The sequence below is a fragment of the Flavivirga aquimarina genome (genome assembly GCF_030540835.1).
In the GTDB taxonomy this organism is placed as follows: Bacteria; Bacteroidota; Bacteroidia; order Flavobacteriales; family Flavobacteriaceae; genus Flavivirga; species Flavivirga aquimarina.
This window is the reverse complement of record NZ_JAUOEK010000120.1, coordinates 108826-127586: the sequence shown is the minus strand read 5'-3', so window position 1 is coordinate 127586 and position 18761 is coordinate 108826. Positions and strand designations below refer to the sequence as shown.

17 protein-coding genes are annotated in these 18761 nt (G+C 33.3%); 12 read left to right on the top strand and 5 right to left on the bottom strand.

Going from position 1 to position 18761, the window contains the following annotated elements:
- Positions 1–147: 147 nt before the first annotated feature.
- The 11 genes from Q4Q35_RS11875 (at position 148) to Q4Q35_RS11825 (ending at position 12662) form a co-directional block, all read left to right on the top strand.
- Positions 148–951, top strand: a complete 804-nt coding sequence (locus Q4Q35_RS11875; protein WP_303278192.1) for a TorF family putative porin — start codon at positions 148–150, stop codon at positions 949–951.
- A gap of 41 nt (positions 952–992) precedes the next feature.
- The gene (gene gad / locus Q4Q35_RS11870; protein WP_303278191.1) at positions 993–2282 is read left to right on the top strand and encodes a glutamate decarboxylase; all 1290 of its coding nucleotides are present in this window, start codon (positions 993–995) and stop codon (positions 2280–2282) included.
- A gap of 80 nt (positions 2283–2362) precedes the next feature.
- On the top strand, positions 2363–3355 hold the full coding sequence (locus tag Q4Q35_RS11865; protein ID WP_303278190.1) for a ligand-gated ion channel: 993 nt from the start codon (positions 2363–2365) through the stop codon (positions 3353–3355).
- 135 nt (positions 3356–3490) lie between these two features.
- A complete protein-coding gene (locus Q4Q35_RS11860) occupies positions 3491–4879 on the top strand; it encodes a PDC sensor domain-containing protein (protein WP_303278189.1) in 1389 nt (462 codons plus the stop codon).
- Positions 4880–4894: 15 nt separating this feature from the next.
- The gene (locus Q4Q35_RS11855) at positions 4895–6025 is read left to right on the top strand and encodes an MFS transporter (RefSeq protein WP_303278188.1); all 1131 of its coding nucleotides are present in this window, start codon (positions 4895–4897) and stop codon (positions 6023–6025) included.
- Positions 6026–6081: 56 nt separating this feature from the next.
- Positions 6082–7107, top strand: a complete 1026-nt coding sequence (locus tag Q4Q35_RS11850; protein ID WP_303278187.1) for a hypothetical protein — start codon at positions 6082–6084, stop codon at positions 7105–7107.
- A gap of 128 nt (positions 7108–7235) precedes the next feature.
- Positions 7236–8012: a hypothetical protein gene (locus Q4Q35_RS11845; RefSeq protein ID WP_303278186.1), complete on the top strand. Its 777-nt coding sequence runs from the start codon at positions 7236–7238 to the stop codon at positions 8010–8012.
- A 4-nt stretch (positions 8013–8016) separates the two neighbouring features.
- On the top strand, positions 8017–8724 hold the full coding sequence (locus Q4Q35_RS11840) for a hypothetical protein (protein WP_303278185.1): 708 nt from the start codon (positions 8017–8019) through the stop codon (positions 8722–8724).
- Between the two features lie 64 nt (positions 8725–8788).
- Positions 8789–9163: a hypothetical protein gene (locus Q4Q35_RS11835; protein ID WP_303278184.1), complete on the top strand. Its 375-nt coding sequence runs from the start codon at positions 8789–8791 to the stop codon at positions 9161–9163.
- A complete protein-coding gene (locus Q4Q35_RS11830) occupies positions 9156–10922 on the top strand; it encodes a hypothetical protein (RefSeq protein ID WP_303278183.1) in 1767 nt (588 codons plus the stop codon). Before Q4Q35_RS11835 ends, Q4Q35_RS11830 begins: the two co-directional genes overlap by 8 nt.
- A 54-nt stretch (positions 10923–10976) precedes the next feature.
- Complete coding sequence (locus tag Q4Q35_RS11825) at positions 10977–12662, top strand: hypothetical protein (RefSeq protein WP_303278182.1); 1686 nt, start codon at positions 10977–10979, stop codon at positions 12660–12662.
- Between the two features lie 48 nt (positions 12663–12710).
- Here the strand turns inward: Q4Q35_RS11825 and Q4Q35_RS11820 are convergent, their stop codons facing one another.
- Positions 12711–13649 (bottom strand): LysR substrate-binding domain-containing protein, encoded by a 939-nt coding sequence (locus tag Q4Q35_RS11820; protein WP_303278181.1) that lies wholly within the window; start codon positions 13647–13649, stop codon positions 12711–12713.
- Between the two features lie 107 nt (positions 13650–13756).
- Between Q4Q35_RS11820 and Q4Q35_RS11815 the strand changes: the two genes are divergently transcribed.
- Complete coding sequence (locus Q4Q35_RS11815) at positions 13757–14236, top strand: Dps family protein (RefSeq protein ID WP_303278180.1); 480 nt, start codon at positions 13757–13759, stop codon at positions 14234–14236.
- A 160-nt stretch (positions 14237–14396) separates the two neighbouring features.
- Here Q4Q35_RS11815 and Q4Q35_RS11810 read toward each other — a convergent pair whose 3' ends face one another.
- The 4 genes from Q4Q35_RS11810 to Q4Q35_RS11795 all read right to left on the bottom strand — a co-directional run bounded on the left by Q4Q35_RS11810 (position 14397) and on the right by Q4Q35_RS11795 (position 18730).
- Positions 14397–15728, bottom strand: a complete 1332-nt coding sequence (locus Q4Q35_RS11810; protein WP_303278179.1) for a DUF58 domain-containing protein — start codon at positions 15726–15728, stop codon at positions 14397–14399.
- 79 nt (positions 15729–15807) lie between these two features.
- Positions 15808–16878, bottom strand: a complete 1071-nt coding sequence (locus Q4Q35_RS11805) for an AAA family ATPase (protein WP_303278178.1) — start codon at positions 16876–16878, stop codon at positions 15808–15810.
- A 2-nt stretch (positions 16879–16880) separates the two neighbouring features.
- On the bottom strand, positions 16881–18086 hold the full coding sequence (locus Q4Q35_RS11800) for a DUF4350 domain-containing protein (RefSeq protein WP_303278177.1): 1206 nt from the start codon (positions 18084–18086) through the stop codon (positions 16881–16883).
- Complete coding sequence (locus Q4Q35_RS11795) at positions 18086–18730, bottom strand: hypothetical protein (protein ID WP_303278176.1); 645 nt, start codon at positions 18728–18730, stop codon at positions 18086–18088. Before Q4Q35_RS11795 ends, Q4Q35_RS11800 begins: the two co-directional genes overlap by 1 nt.
- Positions 18731–18761 lie beyond the last annotated feature (31 nt).

Genomic DNA, 18761 nt, shown 5'->3' with positions numbered 1-18761 from the left:
CCTTACTATGGGTCTGCTTGAGCACACGATCACACCTTTGTCTTCCAAAGGCTAGGTTATTTATGCTATTGATCAACAAGACCAATACACCTAAAAACAGAATACTAAAGAGAGTTTTTATTAAAAACCATTTAATACCCCTCCATCATGAAAAAAGGACTTCATTTAATGTGTTTCGTAATTTTTTATCTGTCGTGTCATCTTGCAACGGCACAGAAAATAGACCATTTAATAAAGAAACGGCAGTTAATAGCGTATTTCAATACTTTTTATACAACGGAAGATTTAGAAAAAATCATATTAAAACTAAAAAACGATAAGCTGTCCGATACAGTAGCGAAAAACAATATTGGTTTTGAAGTATTGGCTACTACCAATTATATTTGGAGGGATTTGGTGTCTGGTTATCCCGCAATCCAGTCCAATACCAATTATGCGTTTGGCAAAAGTGGTTTTTCAATAAATATCTGGAGTAGTTTTGGTGCAGATTATGATACAAATGACTTAGAAATATCTTCTGCCCTTAATTACAATTATGCTATTTCCAAACGGGTCACGACTTCTTTAGGGGTGGTTTATTATTATGCACCTGCTATTGCCGGTTTAAGAAATTCAAATTTTGGAGAGGTATATACCGGCATAGCACTTCCTTCCACCTTTCTGCAACCCAACATTACTGTATTTGTTAGCGATTCGGGGAGCTTTTATACCTCCCTTGCTTTACAAAAACAATTGTATAGCTGGAAAAAAAATAGCATGGCGATAACAGGGTCGTTAGCACATAGGTTTAATAATACTAAAGAAACAAACGGATGGCGTGATTTTAACCTCGGAGTTTCAACATCATTTACACGCAATACCCTTACAATAAGCATCTTTTTAAGAACAACACGAATTATAGAACAAAACACAAACCATATTCAGGCAGGGATGAACTTTATATTAAAATAACACTCCTGCTACACATCTAATTCATAATTGAAAAACCTGCAATGTCTGAAATTTTTAAAAACGTATTTTCTAAAACTCCTGATAACGACCTCCTTCAACACGGATTTTCGGCCTATGGTGCCCTAAAAATAATTTATAAGGAATTAGAAGCAGATGGTTTAACAAGTCATGATTTAGGAAGCTATACCACCATAGAAATGTTACCTGAAGCAGACTTTCTAATTCATCAATCTATGGGAGTCAATATGGTGAATCAACACGAATACCACAAAGCGACAGGTATTCACGAAAATATGGTTAAAACGATAGCCCGTTTTTTGCATGCTCCGAATATAGATCAGGTATTTGGCAGCTCTACTACAGGCTCTTCAGAGTCTATATTTTTGGCAATCCTTGCAGCAAAATGGGAATGGAAAAAAAAGAATAATCAAGGAAAACCAAATATCGTATTTTGTAGTAATGCTCATTTGTGCTGGTATAAGTTTTCCAGGTATTTAGATGTTGAAATCCGTGAAGTTCCTTTGGAAGTTTATAACGAATACCCATTGGAGCATGTTCTAAAAAATATTGACCATAACACCATAAGCGTTGTAGCAATTTTAGGAAGCACATCTTTAGGCACCTGCGACCCCATAAATATTTTAAATGAAAGGCTGGAAAAAATTAACAAGGATAATAACTGGGATGTAGGGATACACATAGATGCCGCTATAGGTGGTTTTGTTGTGCCTTTTTTGGATGCATCAGATTATGGTATGTGGGATTTTGAATGTTCTCTTGTGCGATCCATTAATTTATCCGGGCATAAATTCGGATTGGTTTATCCTGGGCTAGGGTGGTTGTTGTTTAGAGATAAACGCTATTTCCATTCAGAATTAAACATTAAGTCCAGTTACCTTTGCGGCGTTTCAGATTCATTTACAGTAAACTTTTCAAGATCATTTTCATTAGTCCTTGCACAATATTTCAATTTTCTTCATTACGGTTTCGGAGGCTATAGGAAAATCATTGAGCAATGCATGGCAAATACAAAATTCTTGACTCAATTATTAACAAGGCATGGGGTGTTCGAAGTACTTTCTGATGGTAAAATTCCTGTTGTTGTATTCAAATTTAAAGAACCGATACAGGTTGATATAAACAAGTTTACACAATTGTTGCGAGAGAAAAAATGGATGCTTCCATATTACAAGCTTTCAGGTAAAATGGATATTACAGTTATGCGAATTGTGGTACGCAACGATATGAAAGAGTTTTTTCTTGTTCAATTGGTCAATGATCTTTTTGAGTGCTATGCAACCCTTGTTATTGACGGTAAACCAATTAGTTAATCATGATGTACCTAGGCATATATTTAACCTTATTATTGAGTAATTCTTTTTGTTTTTATGAGAATTATAACGGAGTGGTTTTGTCAGCTAAAAAGCAAGATGGAGAAACCCATTATGGGGATAGCATACAACCTGTAAAGATTACCCCTAAAATTCAAATTAATAAAATATATGGTATTAATACACTAAATGAAACCTATACGATTGATGGCTATTTTGTTGCGAGTTGGTTCGACGAAAGAAACATTGTCAAAAAAAAGAACTCTAACAAAATTATTTACGAAAACCAGGTTGCAGACGAAAAAATCGGCAAAGAAATATGGGTTCCTGCTTTCGAGTTTATTAATGTGGTTGGAAAAAGAAATACGGTCAACAAACAGCTTATTATCAGACCGGACGGAAATGTAACCTATAACGAACGATTTAATGCTGTTTTTACAACGTCTATGGATTTTAAAAAGTTTCCATTCGACAGACAATGCTTTTCCATTCAGCTAGAGGCTTTTTCTTATGATGATAAATCCCTTGTATTTGAGAGAAGTAACGATGCCATAATCTCTATAAATAAAGAGATGCCCGAAGAATGGTTAATATACAACGAACGGAAATATGTAAGCAAAAAAGAATATTCACATTTAAGCACAGATGGTAGACCTGTCGAATTTTCCAGATATAATATAGAAATTAATGCTAAAAGAAAAATCAGGTATTATTTATGGCAATTCATATTTCCCCTTTTTCTTATTATTTCTATTTCCTGGTCCGTTTTTTGGATACCGGATTTATCAGATCAGTTAGCAACTAATTTTACCCTTATGCTTACTGTTGTGGCATTTAATTTTCACACATCCAATATTCTGCCCAATCTTCCCTACAGTACTTTTATCGAGTCCTTGATTACTATAGGATACCTAAGTATTTTCATAAGTATACTCATTATAATACTGGGGCATTCCATAGCAGCTAAAAGTAAAAAAATAAGTAACCAGAAGCTAATGGGATACTGCAAATACCTCTTTCCTTGCGGTTTTCTGTTAATCAATATAATTCAGGCGGTTATATTTTTTGGATAGATAATAATAAAAATGTCCTGAAACCACTATTACCATTTGTAGGCAGATAAACCCAGGACAGGGTATAAAGTTAAACTGAATTATTTATTGCATCAAGGACAGATAACCCAAGCTATATTAATGTGAAATATGCTTATGAGAAAAATTAAATTAAATATAAACGGTAATTCTATAACGCCAAGAATAGAAGCAATAATAACCGCATTTATTGTAATAGCACTTGTGTTTTTTTCTACCTATTTGTTATATATTAAATCTGTAGAATCTTTAGAGAAAGAAATAAAAATAGGTTTATTATCTAATGTTTCTGCTGCTGCAACTACCATAGATGGCGATCTGCATCCACTATTTAATAAAGACTCGAAAAGGGAGGATTCCCTGTATATATCACAGATTGCACCTTTGGAGAAAATTAGAAAAGTAGCTAAAGATATACGCTATATATACACTACGATTCTTATTGACGATAAAGTATATTTTGTACTTAACCCCAGCCCGCAAAACGATAACGATAATGATGGGTTTCCAGATTTGCCACCTGCATTAATGGACGAATATAAAGGTCCTGCACCTGCGCTTTTAAAAGCATTAAAGGAGCAAAGAAGTATCGTATCGGATGTTTATACAGATGAATGGGGTGTTTTTATTAGTGGTTATGCGCCTTTTTACGATTCTAACGGACAATTTATAGGAACATTGGGTATGGATCTGGAATTAAACAACTTCTATGAAAGATTACGACCAATAGAAATTGCCTTTGAAAAAACAGTAATCATTATAATTTTTATAGGGTTAATAATAGGTCTGTTAATTTGGTATATGCGCAAGTACATGCAAACACTCCTATTGGCTAAAGAGAAAAGCAAAGAGGTTGAGCATACTTTCCAGATGTCTTTAGAAAATGCCTTTAAAGAGCAAATACAGATTATAAAAAAGATCAAAAACAATTTGGCGCCCCTTAAACCTGCTAATATTACCTTATTTAAACATTTTGATTTATGGATTACACATGTTATACAATATCAAAAAAGTAAAATAGAAGTAAGGTCTGTTTCTTTCGAAAACTTTCAAATTAATGATCTTATAGATGGTATTAAAAACACTTTAGAAAGAGAAGGTGTTAAGTTAAATGTTGAAAAAAAGAAGCATGTACCGCTTCGAGGGTCAGGAATTCCTCTGTTGCTAGCCGTTGATCTTATTTCTACACTGTTGTTTTTTATTAAAAACGCTACACAATGCAATGCCTTGGATATCATTATAAGGCAATTAGAGGAAGGGGTCGATCACTTCATCATAGAGTTAAAACTATCGGGGATAAGATCTCAAGAATTCGAAGAAGAATTTTTAAAACAATTATATCCAGGCGCTAGTTTTAGTCACAGGGCCTTTAATTATAAGGAGTATGAAGTAGCAACAGCTATTAACCTGTTGCATAAATACAAATGTAAGGCAATCAGCTTTTCTAATCTGAAACATTGTGGGTTTTACGTCCAGATAAAATTAAATAAACAACCGGAAACTTAAAAGAATACATCAAATATGAAAAAAATAATTCCCTTTCTTATCATAATAGCAACGCTGTGTATACAGGTAAGTTCAGGTATTAATTATATTATTTTTCCGCTTACGATACAAGTACAGGGGTATAGTAAAACACTCATAGGCCTGGCCATGTCCTGTGAGATTCTGGCAACCATTATTTTGTTTAAACATATTTCAGTTGTTGTAAAACGTTTGGGGGTCGTACAAACCGTAATCGGGGCATCAATAATAAGGGGCGTGGTTATTTACATATTAGGCTTTAACGAATATCTGGCTTTTTGGTTTATGGGTATCTTTACTTACGGGCTGTCGACCAGTATGGTATTGGTTGTTGTCCAAACTTGGTTGAACCTTGCTGAAACAGGAAAGTTAAAAGGTCTTTTTATAGGTTTGTATTCTTCATCCCTTTCCTTGGGTATTGCCTTAGGCCCTATACTGTTACAGTTTATACCGTCCAGAACATCTCAATTTGTGATCAATGCCATGATTACGTTGTTCCCCTGTGCCATTTTGGCTACCGTTTTTAAATATAGACCAACACTTACTAGCAACAAAACAGTTCGAATAGGCTTCATTTTTAAACATGCTAAAATTATCATGCTATCTGCATTAGTAGGTGGTGTTTGCTTTTTTGGATTACCATCGTTCCTTACCCTGTATGGTATAGCCAATGATCTATCTCCTAACGAAGCTGCATTGCTACTAACCATGTTTATGATTGGCAGTGTAAGCATAGGTGCTTTTATTAGCTCTTTATCGGCTTTTATAGACCGGATACTCATCATATATATCTGTGTATGTTTCTCTGTTGTCTGTGCTGTATTCCTATCACTTGCAGTTTATGCGCACTTGGGTGTCGCTCTTACCTTACTTGTAATTTGGGGTGGAAGTATGGGAGGTATTTATGCAACAGGCTTGGCTTATATAGGGCAGGTATTTAGAAAAGAAGATCAAATTTCTGCAAACACGTCTTTCGTGCTCATGGATGCCCTGGGTGGGTTTTTAGGTTTGTTTGTTATAGGAACAAGCATGGACTTTATTGGTGACGAAGGATTAACGTATACCATTGTTATTGCATCTACCTGCTATCTGATTTTTATTACCAAGCGATTAACCGCCAAACTATAATAGGCTTTCCATTTTCAACTTTTTTAATCTAAACAATCCCTTTAATTCTATGAACTATGATACATACAAAAAACAATAATAGTACAAAATTGATACGTGTTTATAATACATTCTTATCGAATTTAAAACAACTTATAGACATACTAAAAAACCTTAGAGATATGCTTTTCAAAGCAGAAAAAGCTTTGCTTATCTCTAAAAAGCTGTCAGACAAACTAAATGAACTGTATGCCCTTTTGGTAGCTACAGATATTTCATTGTTAGCCATGTCTAATATCCCATATGTGGGTGCTGTAGCCAAAGTGGTTCAAAAAGTAGTGACGCAAATAAAAAAGGTAGTAGAGCAGGCCAAAACCAAAGTGAACAGGCTGGAACAAAAAATAAAGCCGCATCGTGAAAAAGTTAAAAAATTTGGAGAATACATAGATAAAATACTAAAGCCATTATTAAAAATACAACAATTCATCACCAAAGAAGAACAACTACTTAGTGCTACGTATCAAGCAAATGATGGCTTGCCTGCCAGTAGGTATAAGGACATTTCCTTAGATAAATTACATAAAACTTCAGATAAATTAAATAGTATACTAGCAGTTCCTATCGGTATTATTGATAAAGTTAACAAGTTGCTTGCTACAACTCAAGACATTGTAAAAGAAATACAAAAACTTTGTGGTCTCATAAGTAAAGTTATTCAGCCTATTATTGCCATGATGGACGAATTAGACAGGGTTACGGGTGTCCTAAAAAAATTATCGAAAGTATTAACCAAAAAGATTTCTATAAAACTGGGGTTCTTCTCAATTTCAATGAGTATAGAAAAAATACTAAATGCAACCGGGAGTATACCGGGGTTAAGTATTCTTACCAAAATAGCAACAAAAATATTGAAGCCTATACTAAGTGCGTTAGGGCTGCGGGTGGATAGTATACCCGGGTTAGATGGTGGTGTTGGTAATTTAGGTAAAGTGTTTGGTAAACTCAATGTTCTGGACAAACTAAAACAGGCCATAACCAAACAATTTGCAACGCTAACCATACAGGAAAATCCACAGGGAACTTTTAAAAATGTAAACGCCTAGCACAGGTGTTACCATAATTAATCAATAACAATTACAGCTATGAAAGAACAAATTAGAGGACAGCCGTGTTCACATCACACTATTCGGATACTAAAATCAATTTATATAAACATAAAAAAATAAACATTATGGCAGAACGCGCCAATGGGTTCGAAACTCAAATACAATTAATTGACACCAATATAGGATATTTTGGTGAAATAACGAGTAAAGAAATTAAGTTAGCAGGTAGAGATGACGCAGCATTAATAGAAATAAAAGAAAAACATGAACAAGCATTACAAAAACTTCAAGATGCTAGTGACTGGAAAAATTATGGCATATTGGAGAAAAATCAAAAGCTAGAGTTTGAAAGGGCCAGAGTAGGAAGCACTGTAATTCTGTTATGTTTAATGCCCAATGGTGGCAATTGGAATTTACTCGCTCATAACCTGTTAGCTGTTATTAAACAATTTATGGAACATACTAACGGGATTCCAACTTTACTTGAAATACTGTCTGGTATAGATGGGAAATTCGATTTAGCAAAAAATGTTGGAATTGCAACGGAAGAATACTGTTTAATGTTGGGGCAAGGTGTTACACAAACTGGTGAAATTTTAGTTACGCTAACAGGAGGGCATAACATTGCTAAAAAAAATTCCCGATCTAAATGGGGATCACATATAACAAAAGGTGGCGGAAAATCAACTACAGATCAGGTACATGCGGAAATTATAGCACTATATGCGCAACATATTGTTCTTGGAAAAGCCAAACTCATTCAAACTCTAGATGCATATAGTGTTGAGCAAAAAATAACCAAACATGAAGCTTGCGAGTCTTGTACTAGAGTATTCGATGAAGCAAAGAGATTTTGGTCAGATCAAAATGGAATCAATTTAACTATTTACCCAGCCTCATAAGATTATGCAAGAAAAAGAAAAAACACACGAGTATACAGGCGAGTTTACGCTTAAGGCAGGAATAGCTATTAGTAGTTTTTCTTCGGCTACCAAAGGAACTTTGGGGGCTATTGTATACAAAGAAGGTAAGCCTATGATTCTTACCAATGAACATGTAGTAATTACAGATGATCCCGAAGAAGAAAAAAGAAATAAAAAGTTGCTTATCGATCGGGTAAAAGACAGGGGCTGGAGTTTACCAGATGATATTCTTCGGCGTATTGAAAAAGGAGATATCCCGGTTTTCCACCCACCATATAATGGAGGAGAAAAAGAAGCTAAAATTATTGCTTTTGTAACAGAAACTGATACCGAGTTTGATGCTGCACTTTGCGAAATCGTTGTTCCTCTGGAAAATATAAGCAGGGAAATCTTGGGAGAAACACTTGGAGAACCTATCCCCCCGGAAGAGGATAGTAATATATATAAAGTAGGATGCATCACAGATACAACAGCTGGTAATGTTCATCAGGTGTCTGGCAAAAACATACTTGTAAAAAAAATAGGTAAGAGTACTGTTTCAGAACCCGGGGATTCAGGAGCTGTATTTATTAAATCTGGCACCAACAGTCCTATTGGGTTATTGCATAAAGGTGATGATGATTATACCTATGCCAATGCACTAGTAAGTATTCAGGCAAAAATGGGGTTTACATTTAGAAAACCAAGATAAATCAAACTTAAGCAGTGTCATAAATCAGACGATTCATGGCACTGCTTTAAAAAAATAGAAAGAAATGATTTGGAAAATAGAAACTATAAAGGATAGCGATGAGCCTGTTGATAAAGGAATATTCGATAACATATTCGCTATGTTACAATCCCTAAAACCAGACAGGCGGGTGTCTCAACAAAAAATAGGAGACATCCAAAACCTAATTAATCAGGGAAAGAGACACAGACAAACAGGGTGTTACAGAGACTGTAGGGATAAACTCAGAAAAGCTTATGCCATTCTGGAAAAAATGAAATGTGAAAGGTTTTCAACACTTAATGAGTTTCAAACATATTCAGAAAATCGAAAAAGCTGGTCACAAAACCATCTGGATGCATCTCTTGTTAAAATTTTAAACAGCATAAAATCAAAACATAAAATCAAAAATCATGGCTAAAAAAATTCAACATATTGGGCTTGGAATACATACATTACCTGACCCTGAAAGTAAAAATTTTAAAAGTTTATCTGACCAAACTCAGGACTACAAAGCTCGCATCTCACTATTAAAAACATATTTAAATAAACTCTACGAAGATGAAGCTATAGAGAGAAATGCGATTAAGGTGGTAACACTCCCTCAATTTTTTTTTAGAGGAAAAACCGGGGCTTACTCGATAAATACCATTATTGGTAATGGTGTGTCAGACCTAAACTCCCATGGGCTATTAGGAAGTTTACAGGAGTTGGTGATGGACAAGAAATGGAAGAACTGGATATTCAATTTTGGTACAATAATCGGTTACAATGAAGAACTAGAAGAAGAGGAAGATCCGGATAATGAAAAAGTAAATAAAACAAAAACGAATAAAAACGGTGAAGATAATGAAGATGAAGATAAGGAAGAAGAAATATCAACAAGCGATAGTATTGATGAATTATTGCGTAAAGAGAAGATAAAAGAAAAGAGAAAACTAAAAAGCGGTAAAGATAATGAAGATGAAGATGAGGAAGAAGAAATATCAACAAGCGATAGTATTGATGACCTATTACGTAAAGCACAAAATAACCAGAACATAAAAGAAAAGAGAAAAACAAAAAATAATAAAGAAGGAGAAGAAGAAGATGGTGATGAAAGAGAAGAAACCGATGAAAAAGAAGCCTTCGAACTTTCAAAAGGGGAAGATAGTGACGACGACAATGAAGTTGATGACGATGATGACGAAAGTGAAGAAGGTGTAGATATAGAGATAAAAGAAGCTTTTCACATGTGTATCCTTATTAATGGAGGCTTTATAACACAAAAAAAAGCAACTATAGCAACCACAGTGGTCGTAGCACCTTATAAAGTAGCGCTAGACAGTGATACTGTAGAAGAGGATACTATAGATTCGAATATGGTTATAGATCTTATCGACAATGAAGAAGACTTTACATTAAATGACGATACTGCTATAGACCATTGGGGATTTATTAAAGGAGATGGAACTATTGATGAAAAGAAAGTAAAGACATTAAAAAAGAACACCAAAAAGGATCATAACAAAGTATTACAGAATAAGCTCAGAAAAACATCAGGTAAAAATGTGTTGCCTATTCCTGCAACTTTAGTGCCTATAGGTATTGTTAACATCAATAAACTTTTTTTTGCATTGGATCTTTGCTTTGACCATGTCTATCAAATAACAAAAAAGCTATTGCTGGGGCTTACGGATAAAAAGGTAAAACTTGATTTAAAAAACTACCTTCCAAAAACGATTTTGTCTCCCTTAAAAAGTATTCTTAAAAGCGGTGTTCATATTCATTTGGTTTCCTCCTATGGCACAATAATCAATAAAAAAGCGGTTATAGCAAAAGCTAAAGGGTGGGTTGTAAATACTATTCCGTTGGCAATTAATGATGGGCATGCTTCTAAAATGTATCAGGTAGCCACATGCGCTATGGAAAAAGACACAGAAAGTACATGGGTAGAAGATAAAGATGTGGAAGTCGTTAAAAAAATGACCTTTAATGAAGATACTATTACGGTTAATGATGATGAGGTTTCTTTAAGCAAGTTGTTTGACATTTTGGAAGAAGAGAGCAAAGAAAAAGAAGAAAATGACGACTATAAAGAGGAAAACAAGCAAGAAAGTGATGGCAAAGAAGATGCTTTAAGTGAAGAAACAACACTTGGCAAAGCCGTTTTTTATATCCATAAAAGTGTTATGGTGTAATTTTCCCATAATAAACCACCAGTAATTATTGCCCGTTATTATATTTTAAGAATCATGAAATTAGAGCGGCCTATCAAAATAAATGACAGCGCATACCAAATGTCTGAAGTTATGCGCCTTATTAAAACCATGAACCCAGGAATTTCTATTGATGGTACTGCAAATTTTGTAGCAGATTTGTGTACAAGTAATAATACCATAAAAGATGCACCTACACTTAACGCCTTATGGAACAACTATCATTGTAAAACAATTATAAAGGGAAGCTACGATGTTTTGTGCGATATTGAAAGGGCGAACAACCAAACCGATCTTAAAATACAATCCTATTATAAAAGCCTTGAAAACACAGCCTTAATACAGGCGGCTCTTAAGAACAAAGGGTTTAACCCACGGGTCTATAGTATTTATAGGTATTTAGATCTGTGGGAAGCTTTATCCAAGTTTAACAAAGCACAGTTGTTGTTGCCTAATTTAGAAATGATAAAAAAAGCACATGCAGACGGAGCATATACAGCTCAGGAAGTCGTAACAAATCAAAAAAAATACCAAAACTGGTTGTCGCATACATTTAATGGAGATATGAAAGTGATTATGTCTTGCCATAGAAGTGTTGGTTTTGAGTATGAGTTTGCTACGTATAATCTACTTGATAAAGGAGAAACAAAATCGCTCCAGGCACATACTATGATTGGTTATACACATGCTTATAGTAAGTTATATCAAATCCCTTTTACCCTGGAAACTGATACCCATAATGAATTGGAAATAGGTTTTCCTCCCTTTCTTATTGTTAATTGCAATAGCAAGATCAATAGAAAAAGTATAAAAAAAATGTGGAGGTTGTTTAAGAAGGCAATGCACCACATTTATTTACAATCCAAGAACGGTTGTATATCGGGGTTAATAGATCATTTACAATCTTATCAATTGGGGAATCCGTGGACTATTACTAATGCAGCTAAAACACTAAAAATCACGAAACGTAAAAAACATAGGGAAAAAAAAGAACAGGTATATTCTCATGTAAATCTATCATTGACCACAGCAGAAGTAGCAGCATATATAAAAAATCATGGAGTTAGCACCTATAGATCTGAGCGTTATGAATATTTTGATGAAACATATCGGCAATTGTATGCAGCATTTAAATCTCATATAAATACCTTGGAAGGAGCAGTGGCCATCATACATTTATGCAAAGGATTATCGAGCCTGTTGGCAATACCGAGTTTATTATTGTTAAAAGAGAACCCACAGCACCTACAAAATAACCGTGGCATATACTCTACGGTAAAAGAAGTATATGGCGTATGGATCAAAGACAGTATTCCCAATTTGGTCGATAGTAGCTTGAAAAGTAAAATATCCCGGAATGAAGTAAAGCAAGCAATACATAAAGAACAAAAACAAATAGGGGCTATTATGGAATGTCAGATGCAAAAAGCTTTCGAAATCATACAAAAGATACGAGGTGCTGTATCCGATCATAAAGAGGCTGCTGTTTTAGAAAGCAAAAACATGATAAAAGCAGTAAAAAATAGACTGGAAAGAGACTATCCTATTTTACTAAAACCTACGATGACAACAACCTATAGGAAAGAAAATTTTCCTTCAAACGGGAACGGTGTACGTAAAGAAACTTATCGCTCCCTTATATCGCCTAAGGATATGTATTTCCATATAGCAGAGTTTAGAAACGATGTTGCGATCGAGTTATTTTTATCAACACAGGAGTAATTTTTTTGTTGATCCATATCAAATTCAAAATGATAGGGGTCAATGCGATTATTTAGGCAACGGACTAATTATTTGTACATTTTGAAATGCAATTGCGCCTCTAATAACACTAGAAATGACATCTTGTAGCGCTTCTATAATTTGCATTTTTAATTCACTTTTATGGTAGATAATACTTACTTCTCTGGCAGGAGCAGGTTCGTTAAAATGATGTAGATTTTCTTTTTCTTTATTATTAATATCTAAGGTATGTAAATAAGGTAAGAGCGTCATACCTAAGCCTTCATTTGAAAGTTTTATAAGTGTTTCTATGCTACCACTTTCCAGTTGAAATTGATCGTCAATCTGGTTTTTAAAGGCTTTGCAGAGGTTAATAACACCATCCCTAAAGCAATGACCGTCTTCAAGTAAAAGCATATCGTCAATATCCAAATCCGATACATCTATTTTTTTGTGGTTATGTAATCTATGGTTTTTAGGAATGTAACTCACAAATGGTTCAAAATATAGAACACGTTCTTTTATGTTTTCGTCTTCTAAAGGAGTGGCAGCTATAGCAGCATCTAAATGTCCATCACTAATTCTGGAAATTATTTCCTCTGTTGCTAGCTCTTCTATTTTAAGCTTGACTTTTGGGTGTTTTTTTATAAAATTCTTTAAAAACATAGGGAGTAACGTTGGCATAACAGTTGGTATAATACCAAGTTTAAACTCGCCACCAATAAAACCTTTTTGCTGGTCTACAATATCTTGAATTCTATAAGATTCATTTACAATATTTCTTGCTTGATCTACAATTTTTTTACCAACATCAGTTAGTTCAATGGGCTTTTTAGTACGATCAAAAATCAATACCCCTAATTGATCTTCAAGTTTTTGAATCTGCATACTCAAAGTAGGTTGTGTTACAAAACATTTTTCAGCAGCTTTAGTAAAATTTTGGTTTTCGGCAACAGCCAAAACATAGTACAATTGGGTAATAGTCATAAGTAATCAATTTAGGCTATAAAAATATAAAAACTATCAATAAAACTTATAGAAACACCTGTTAATTATAAATTAAATTTGTAATCAATATAAAAATAGATATAAAAATGACATTAAATAGTTTAGGATTAGATTCCACAAAGACCAAAGGTTTAGCAGATGATTTGAATCATTTATTAGCTAATTTTCAAATATATTATCAGAACTTGCGAGGTATTCATTGGAATATAAGAGGGAAACGTTTTTTTGATTTACATGTAAAGTTTGAAGAATTATATACAGACGCAAATATGAAAGTCGATTTAATTGCAGAACGTATTTTAACATTGGGAGAAACACCGTTTCACACATTTGAAGAATATGTAGGAAATGCAGAAGTGCCAGTTGGTAAAAATGTTTCTCAAGATGACAAAGCAGTACGTTTAATTGTCGATTCTTTAACCGAACTTTTAAAAATTGAGAGGTCAATTTTAGAGAGTTCAGATGAAGCTAGTGATGAAGGGACTAATTCGATGATGAGTGATTTTATTACAGAGCAGGAAAAAACAGTTTGGATGATGAAAGCTTGGTTGAACGAAGCGGTATAAAATATTTTAGAGTTTCATCTATAGATGAAAAGTTGTCTAAAAAGTATAATTGAGTGTTATAGAGAGGTACGAAGTAATCTGTAAAAAACTACTTCGCTTTGTTTCTAATAACGGACTATCTTAACTTTTTAGACAATTTTTTTGTTTTAATAATTTCTCTTTAAAGTAAGCCTCGGGCTTTAATTTCCAAGTATTTATTAATGGTATCTATAGTAAGGTTTTCTGGTGTTGTTAAAATAGAGTAGATACCATACTTTTTTAACTCATTTACGATGAGACGTTTTTCAAATGCAAATTTTTCGGCAATGACTTTATCGTAAACTTGTTGTACTGTTTCAGCTTTTTCAGTAATTAGACTATTTAATTCGGTATTATTAAAGAAAATAACCACTAACAAATGACTTTTAGAAATGGCTTTTAAATAAGGTAATTGCCTGTTTAAGCCATCGAGCGTTTCAAAATTAGTGTACATTAAAATAAGACTTCTATTTGTAATGTGGCGTTTTATACTACCGTATAATCGGCTAAAATCACTTTCAAAAAAATCTGTTTTAACATTGTAAAGCGATTCTAAAATAAGTTGCATCTGCGAGTTTCTTCTCTCTGCAACAACAACATTGTCTATTTGTTTAGAAAATGAGAGTATTCCTGCTTTATCATGCTTTTTTAAAACGACATTGCTAATTACAAGAGCTGCATTAATAGCATAATCTAAAAGGCTTAAACCGCTAAAAGGCATTTTCATGATGCGGCCTTTATCAATAATAGAATAAACCGGTTGCGATTTTTCGTCTTGAAACTGATTGACCATCAGCTGATTTTTCTTTGCTGTAGCTTTCCAGTTTATAGTACGTAAATCATCACCTAAAACGTATTCTTTAATTTGTTCAAACTCCATAGAATGTCCTAAGCGCCTTACTTTTTTAAGCCCAAAATCTAGTGAATTCTGATTGATATTTAAAAGTTCAAACTTTTTTAATTGTTTAAAACTCGGATAAGTAGGTACCATGGCACCATGATTAGACATATAGCGTTTAGCAACTAAACTTATAACGGAAGAAACATATACATTTAAATTGCCAAAATGATATTCACCCCGTTCCGTTGGTTTTAAATTATATTGAATTGATTTTGATTCTCGTGGCGAAACACGCTCTTTAATTTTAAAATCCCTAACTTGAAATTGTTCCGGAATTTCATCAATAATTTCTAAAAAAACCGAAATGGGATAATTATTACTAATATGCAATTTCACTTGGTTTTTATCTCCGTTTGAAAATTTATCTGGTAATATCCTAGTCGCTTCAAGTTTGTTTTTTCCAATAAAGACAATTAGAAAATCTAAAAAGAACAAGAGAATAAGCACCAATATGAAAAGTTGTGCAATATTAAATAATAGCGGAATGAAATAACTTAAAGCAAACAATACCACAATGCCTATACCGGCATAAAAAAAACGAGGCTGTATGTAGAATGGTTTAAAGAATTTCAACTTTGGTTATTTAGTTATTGGTTACTGCTTACTGCAACTGTTTACTGGACACTGAGCACTGAATACTGAACACTGCCAACTACCTAGGTATCTCAACAGTTTCAATAATTTGTTTTATAATTTGTTTACTGGAAACACCTTCCATTTCACGTTCTGGTGTTACAATAACTCTATGGTGTAATACAGGAATGGCAGCACGTTTTATATCCTCTGGTGTTACAAAATCGCGACCAGCCATTGCAGCAAATGCTTTACTAGATTTTAATATAGCAATTGACGCTCTTGGTGATGCACCTAAATACAGAAATTGATTGCTACGGGTGGCAACAATGAGTTCTGCGATGTATTTAAGCAAGTGTTTTTCTACCAAAATCTGACTTACTAAATCCTGGTATTTTACAATTTGTTCACCGGTTAAAAACGATGTAATGGCCTCTGTTTTAACCTTCTCTTTTAGTTCATGTTCTCTGGAAAGTATTTCTATTTCTTCCTCTAAATTAGGATAATTAACATCAATTTTAAACAAAAATCGGTCTAATTGAGCTTCAGGTAATCTATAGGTCCCTTCTTGTTCTATAGGGTTTTGAGTTGCCAAAACCATAAAAGGGGCATCTAATAAGAATTTATTACCATCAATAGTAATTTGTTGCTCTTCCATAACTTCAAATAAAGCAGCTTGTGTTTTGGCAGGTGCTCTATTGATTTCATCAATAAGAATCATATTAGAAAAAATAGGACCTTTCTTAAATTCGAATTCCGATTTTTTTAAATTAAAAACCGAGGTTCCTAAGATATCACTAGGCATTAAATCTGGCGTAAATTGAATACGGCTAAAACCGACGCTTAAAGATTTTGCTAAGAGTTTGGCTGTAACTGTTTTTGCAACTCCCGGAACACCTTCTATAAGAGAATGCCCTTTAGCTAATAGAGAGGCAATAAGCATATCTACCATATCTTTTTGTCCGACAATAATTTTACCAACCTCTTGTTTAATTTGGTTAACACTTTGCTGAAGTTCTGATAAATCCAAACGGTTTTGAAATTGTAAATCATCAGAGTTATCCTTTAAGGCACTACTATCAATTGATGATAAAGTGTCTGGTTTTGGTGAAACATCTTGATGGTCTTGAGATTCTTTATTTTCGTCCATAATTATGTAGTATAAAAAGCTTCAATATGCCTGTTTAATTTGATTAGGTTTTCTTCAAAAAATTCATTTTTTGATCTTAGCCAATTAATATAATCGATTATTGTTTTAATATCTTCCTTTTTCTTGCCGGTTTTGGCTGCTAGCTTGTCTATAAATTCACTATTTAGTGTAGATGTGTCTAAGTTAAAATCTGTCCGTATTTTTTCTAAAAAATACGTTATTTTTTTATCTATTAAATTTTTATGATCCTGAGTGTCAAAATATAAATTAGATACGGTTTTAACAAAAGCTATAGTCGTATTTTGCAATGGTTTTATAATTTTTATAATACGTTGCCTGCGTTTTGCATTAAATATCATAAACAAAACACCAAAAATTAAGGCAGTATACCAGGCCCATCTAAAAGATAATTGCTCGAGAAACCAGCTTAAGTTCGATTCTTTTTCAACATCACCATCATATCCCGTTTGTATTTTTATATAGGAGTCAAAATACACATTATTTTTAGGTAAATAGGAAATTAATCCTTCTACATATTTGTACCTGTTTTCCTTTAAAAGGTTATAATTAGTAAAAGCTTTTGGTTCAAGATGCAGGTATATATTCCCATCTCCAAATGGAACTTGAATAAAATTAGCATGTTTGTAATCAATTTTAGAATACCCCAGTACATTATAATTTATTGTATCGAAACGGGAAAAATAGTTATCACCCATGTTTTTATCTATAATAGTACTTTCCATATCGATATATTTAAGCGATTGATATGAAATACTATCTTTTTCATTTAAAATATAGTCGACATCAATGTTTAGGGTGTCGTGAATTTTTTGAGCGAAATAATAATCGGATATAAATAGAGTATTACCAGCATCAACAAAATTTAGTAGTTCGTCTACCGAGTCATCTTCTAAATAATCAGAATTTCCAATTATAATATAGCTTCCTTCAGCAACATGTTCTCCGTAACCATCCTCAGAATTAGCTCTTAAATAACTCCCCGGTTGATGATAAACCGTTCTAATTTTAGAATCTTTAAATAAGTGATGCAATTCTTTGTAAAATACGCTAACGCCATAGGGTTTGTTGCTTTTTTCGTTAAAAGACTCTTCCCAATCGACGGTTTTGGTTTTCTTTATTCCAATGACCAAAGATGCCGTAACGACTAAGGCGACAATTATTAAAAGGGCAGGCAAAATTTTCTTCATTATTTTACCTGATTTAAAAGGGTTAGAAAATTATTTTTGGCTTTAGTGTATTGGTTTATATTCACTGCAAATTTGCCGTACCAGATATAATTATATAGATAAGAGATATATTCGAATTGATTACTAAATGGTTTTTGGCTTATTTCGTTTAAATATTCACTATTGGTTTTATCGTCTTCAAATTTTATATAGTTTTTTAAGCTAAGTGTTTTTAAAACCAATAAATAATAATATCTAATGGCTAATCTGTAGTTATTATCACTTTCAGCATTTTTTATTAAGGTGTGTATATCTGTATGTTCAATATTTTCAGCAGTTATCTCATCAAAATCATTAAGGGTTTTATTATTTTTCGAAGAAAATAACCCAGAACCACCTTCATTTAATAAAATATAAACCAGATAAACAACAGCAATGGCTATAGCGAGGTAAAAGAGCCATCCTAGAGGACCGAGGTTTATGATGACGGATTCACTATCATTTTTTTCCTTTTGCTTTATTTTTTCGTTTTTATAATCTTCATAATTACCGGAACCCTCAGGAGTTTTAGTTACTATTTTTGTTCCTTCGTAATTGTATTTATTGCTGGAATATCGATCTTTAAAATCTTCGTCAAATTCTCTTATCTGTTCAGGTTCTTGCACTATGCTAGAACTAAAAGTAGTTTGATGGCAA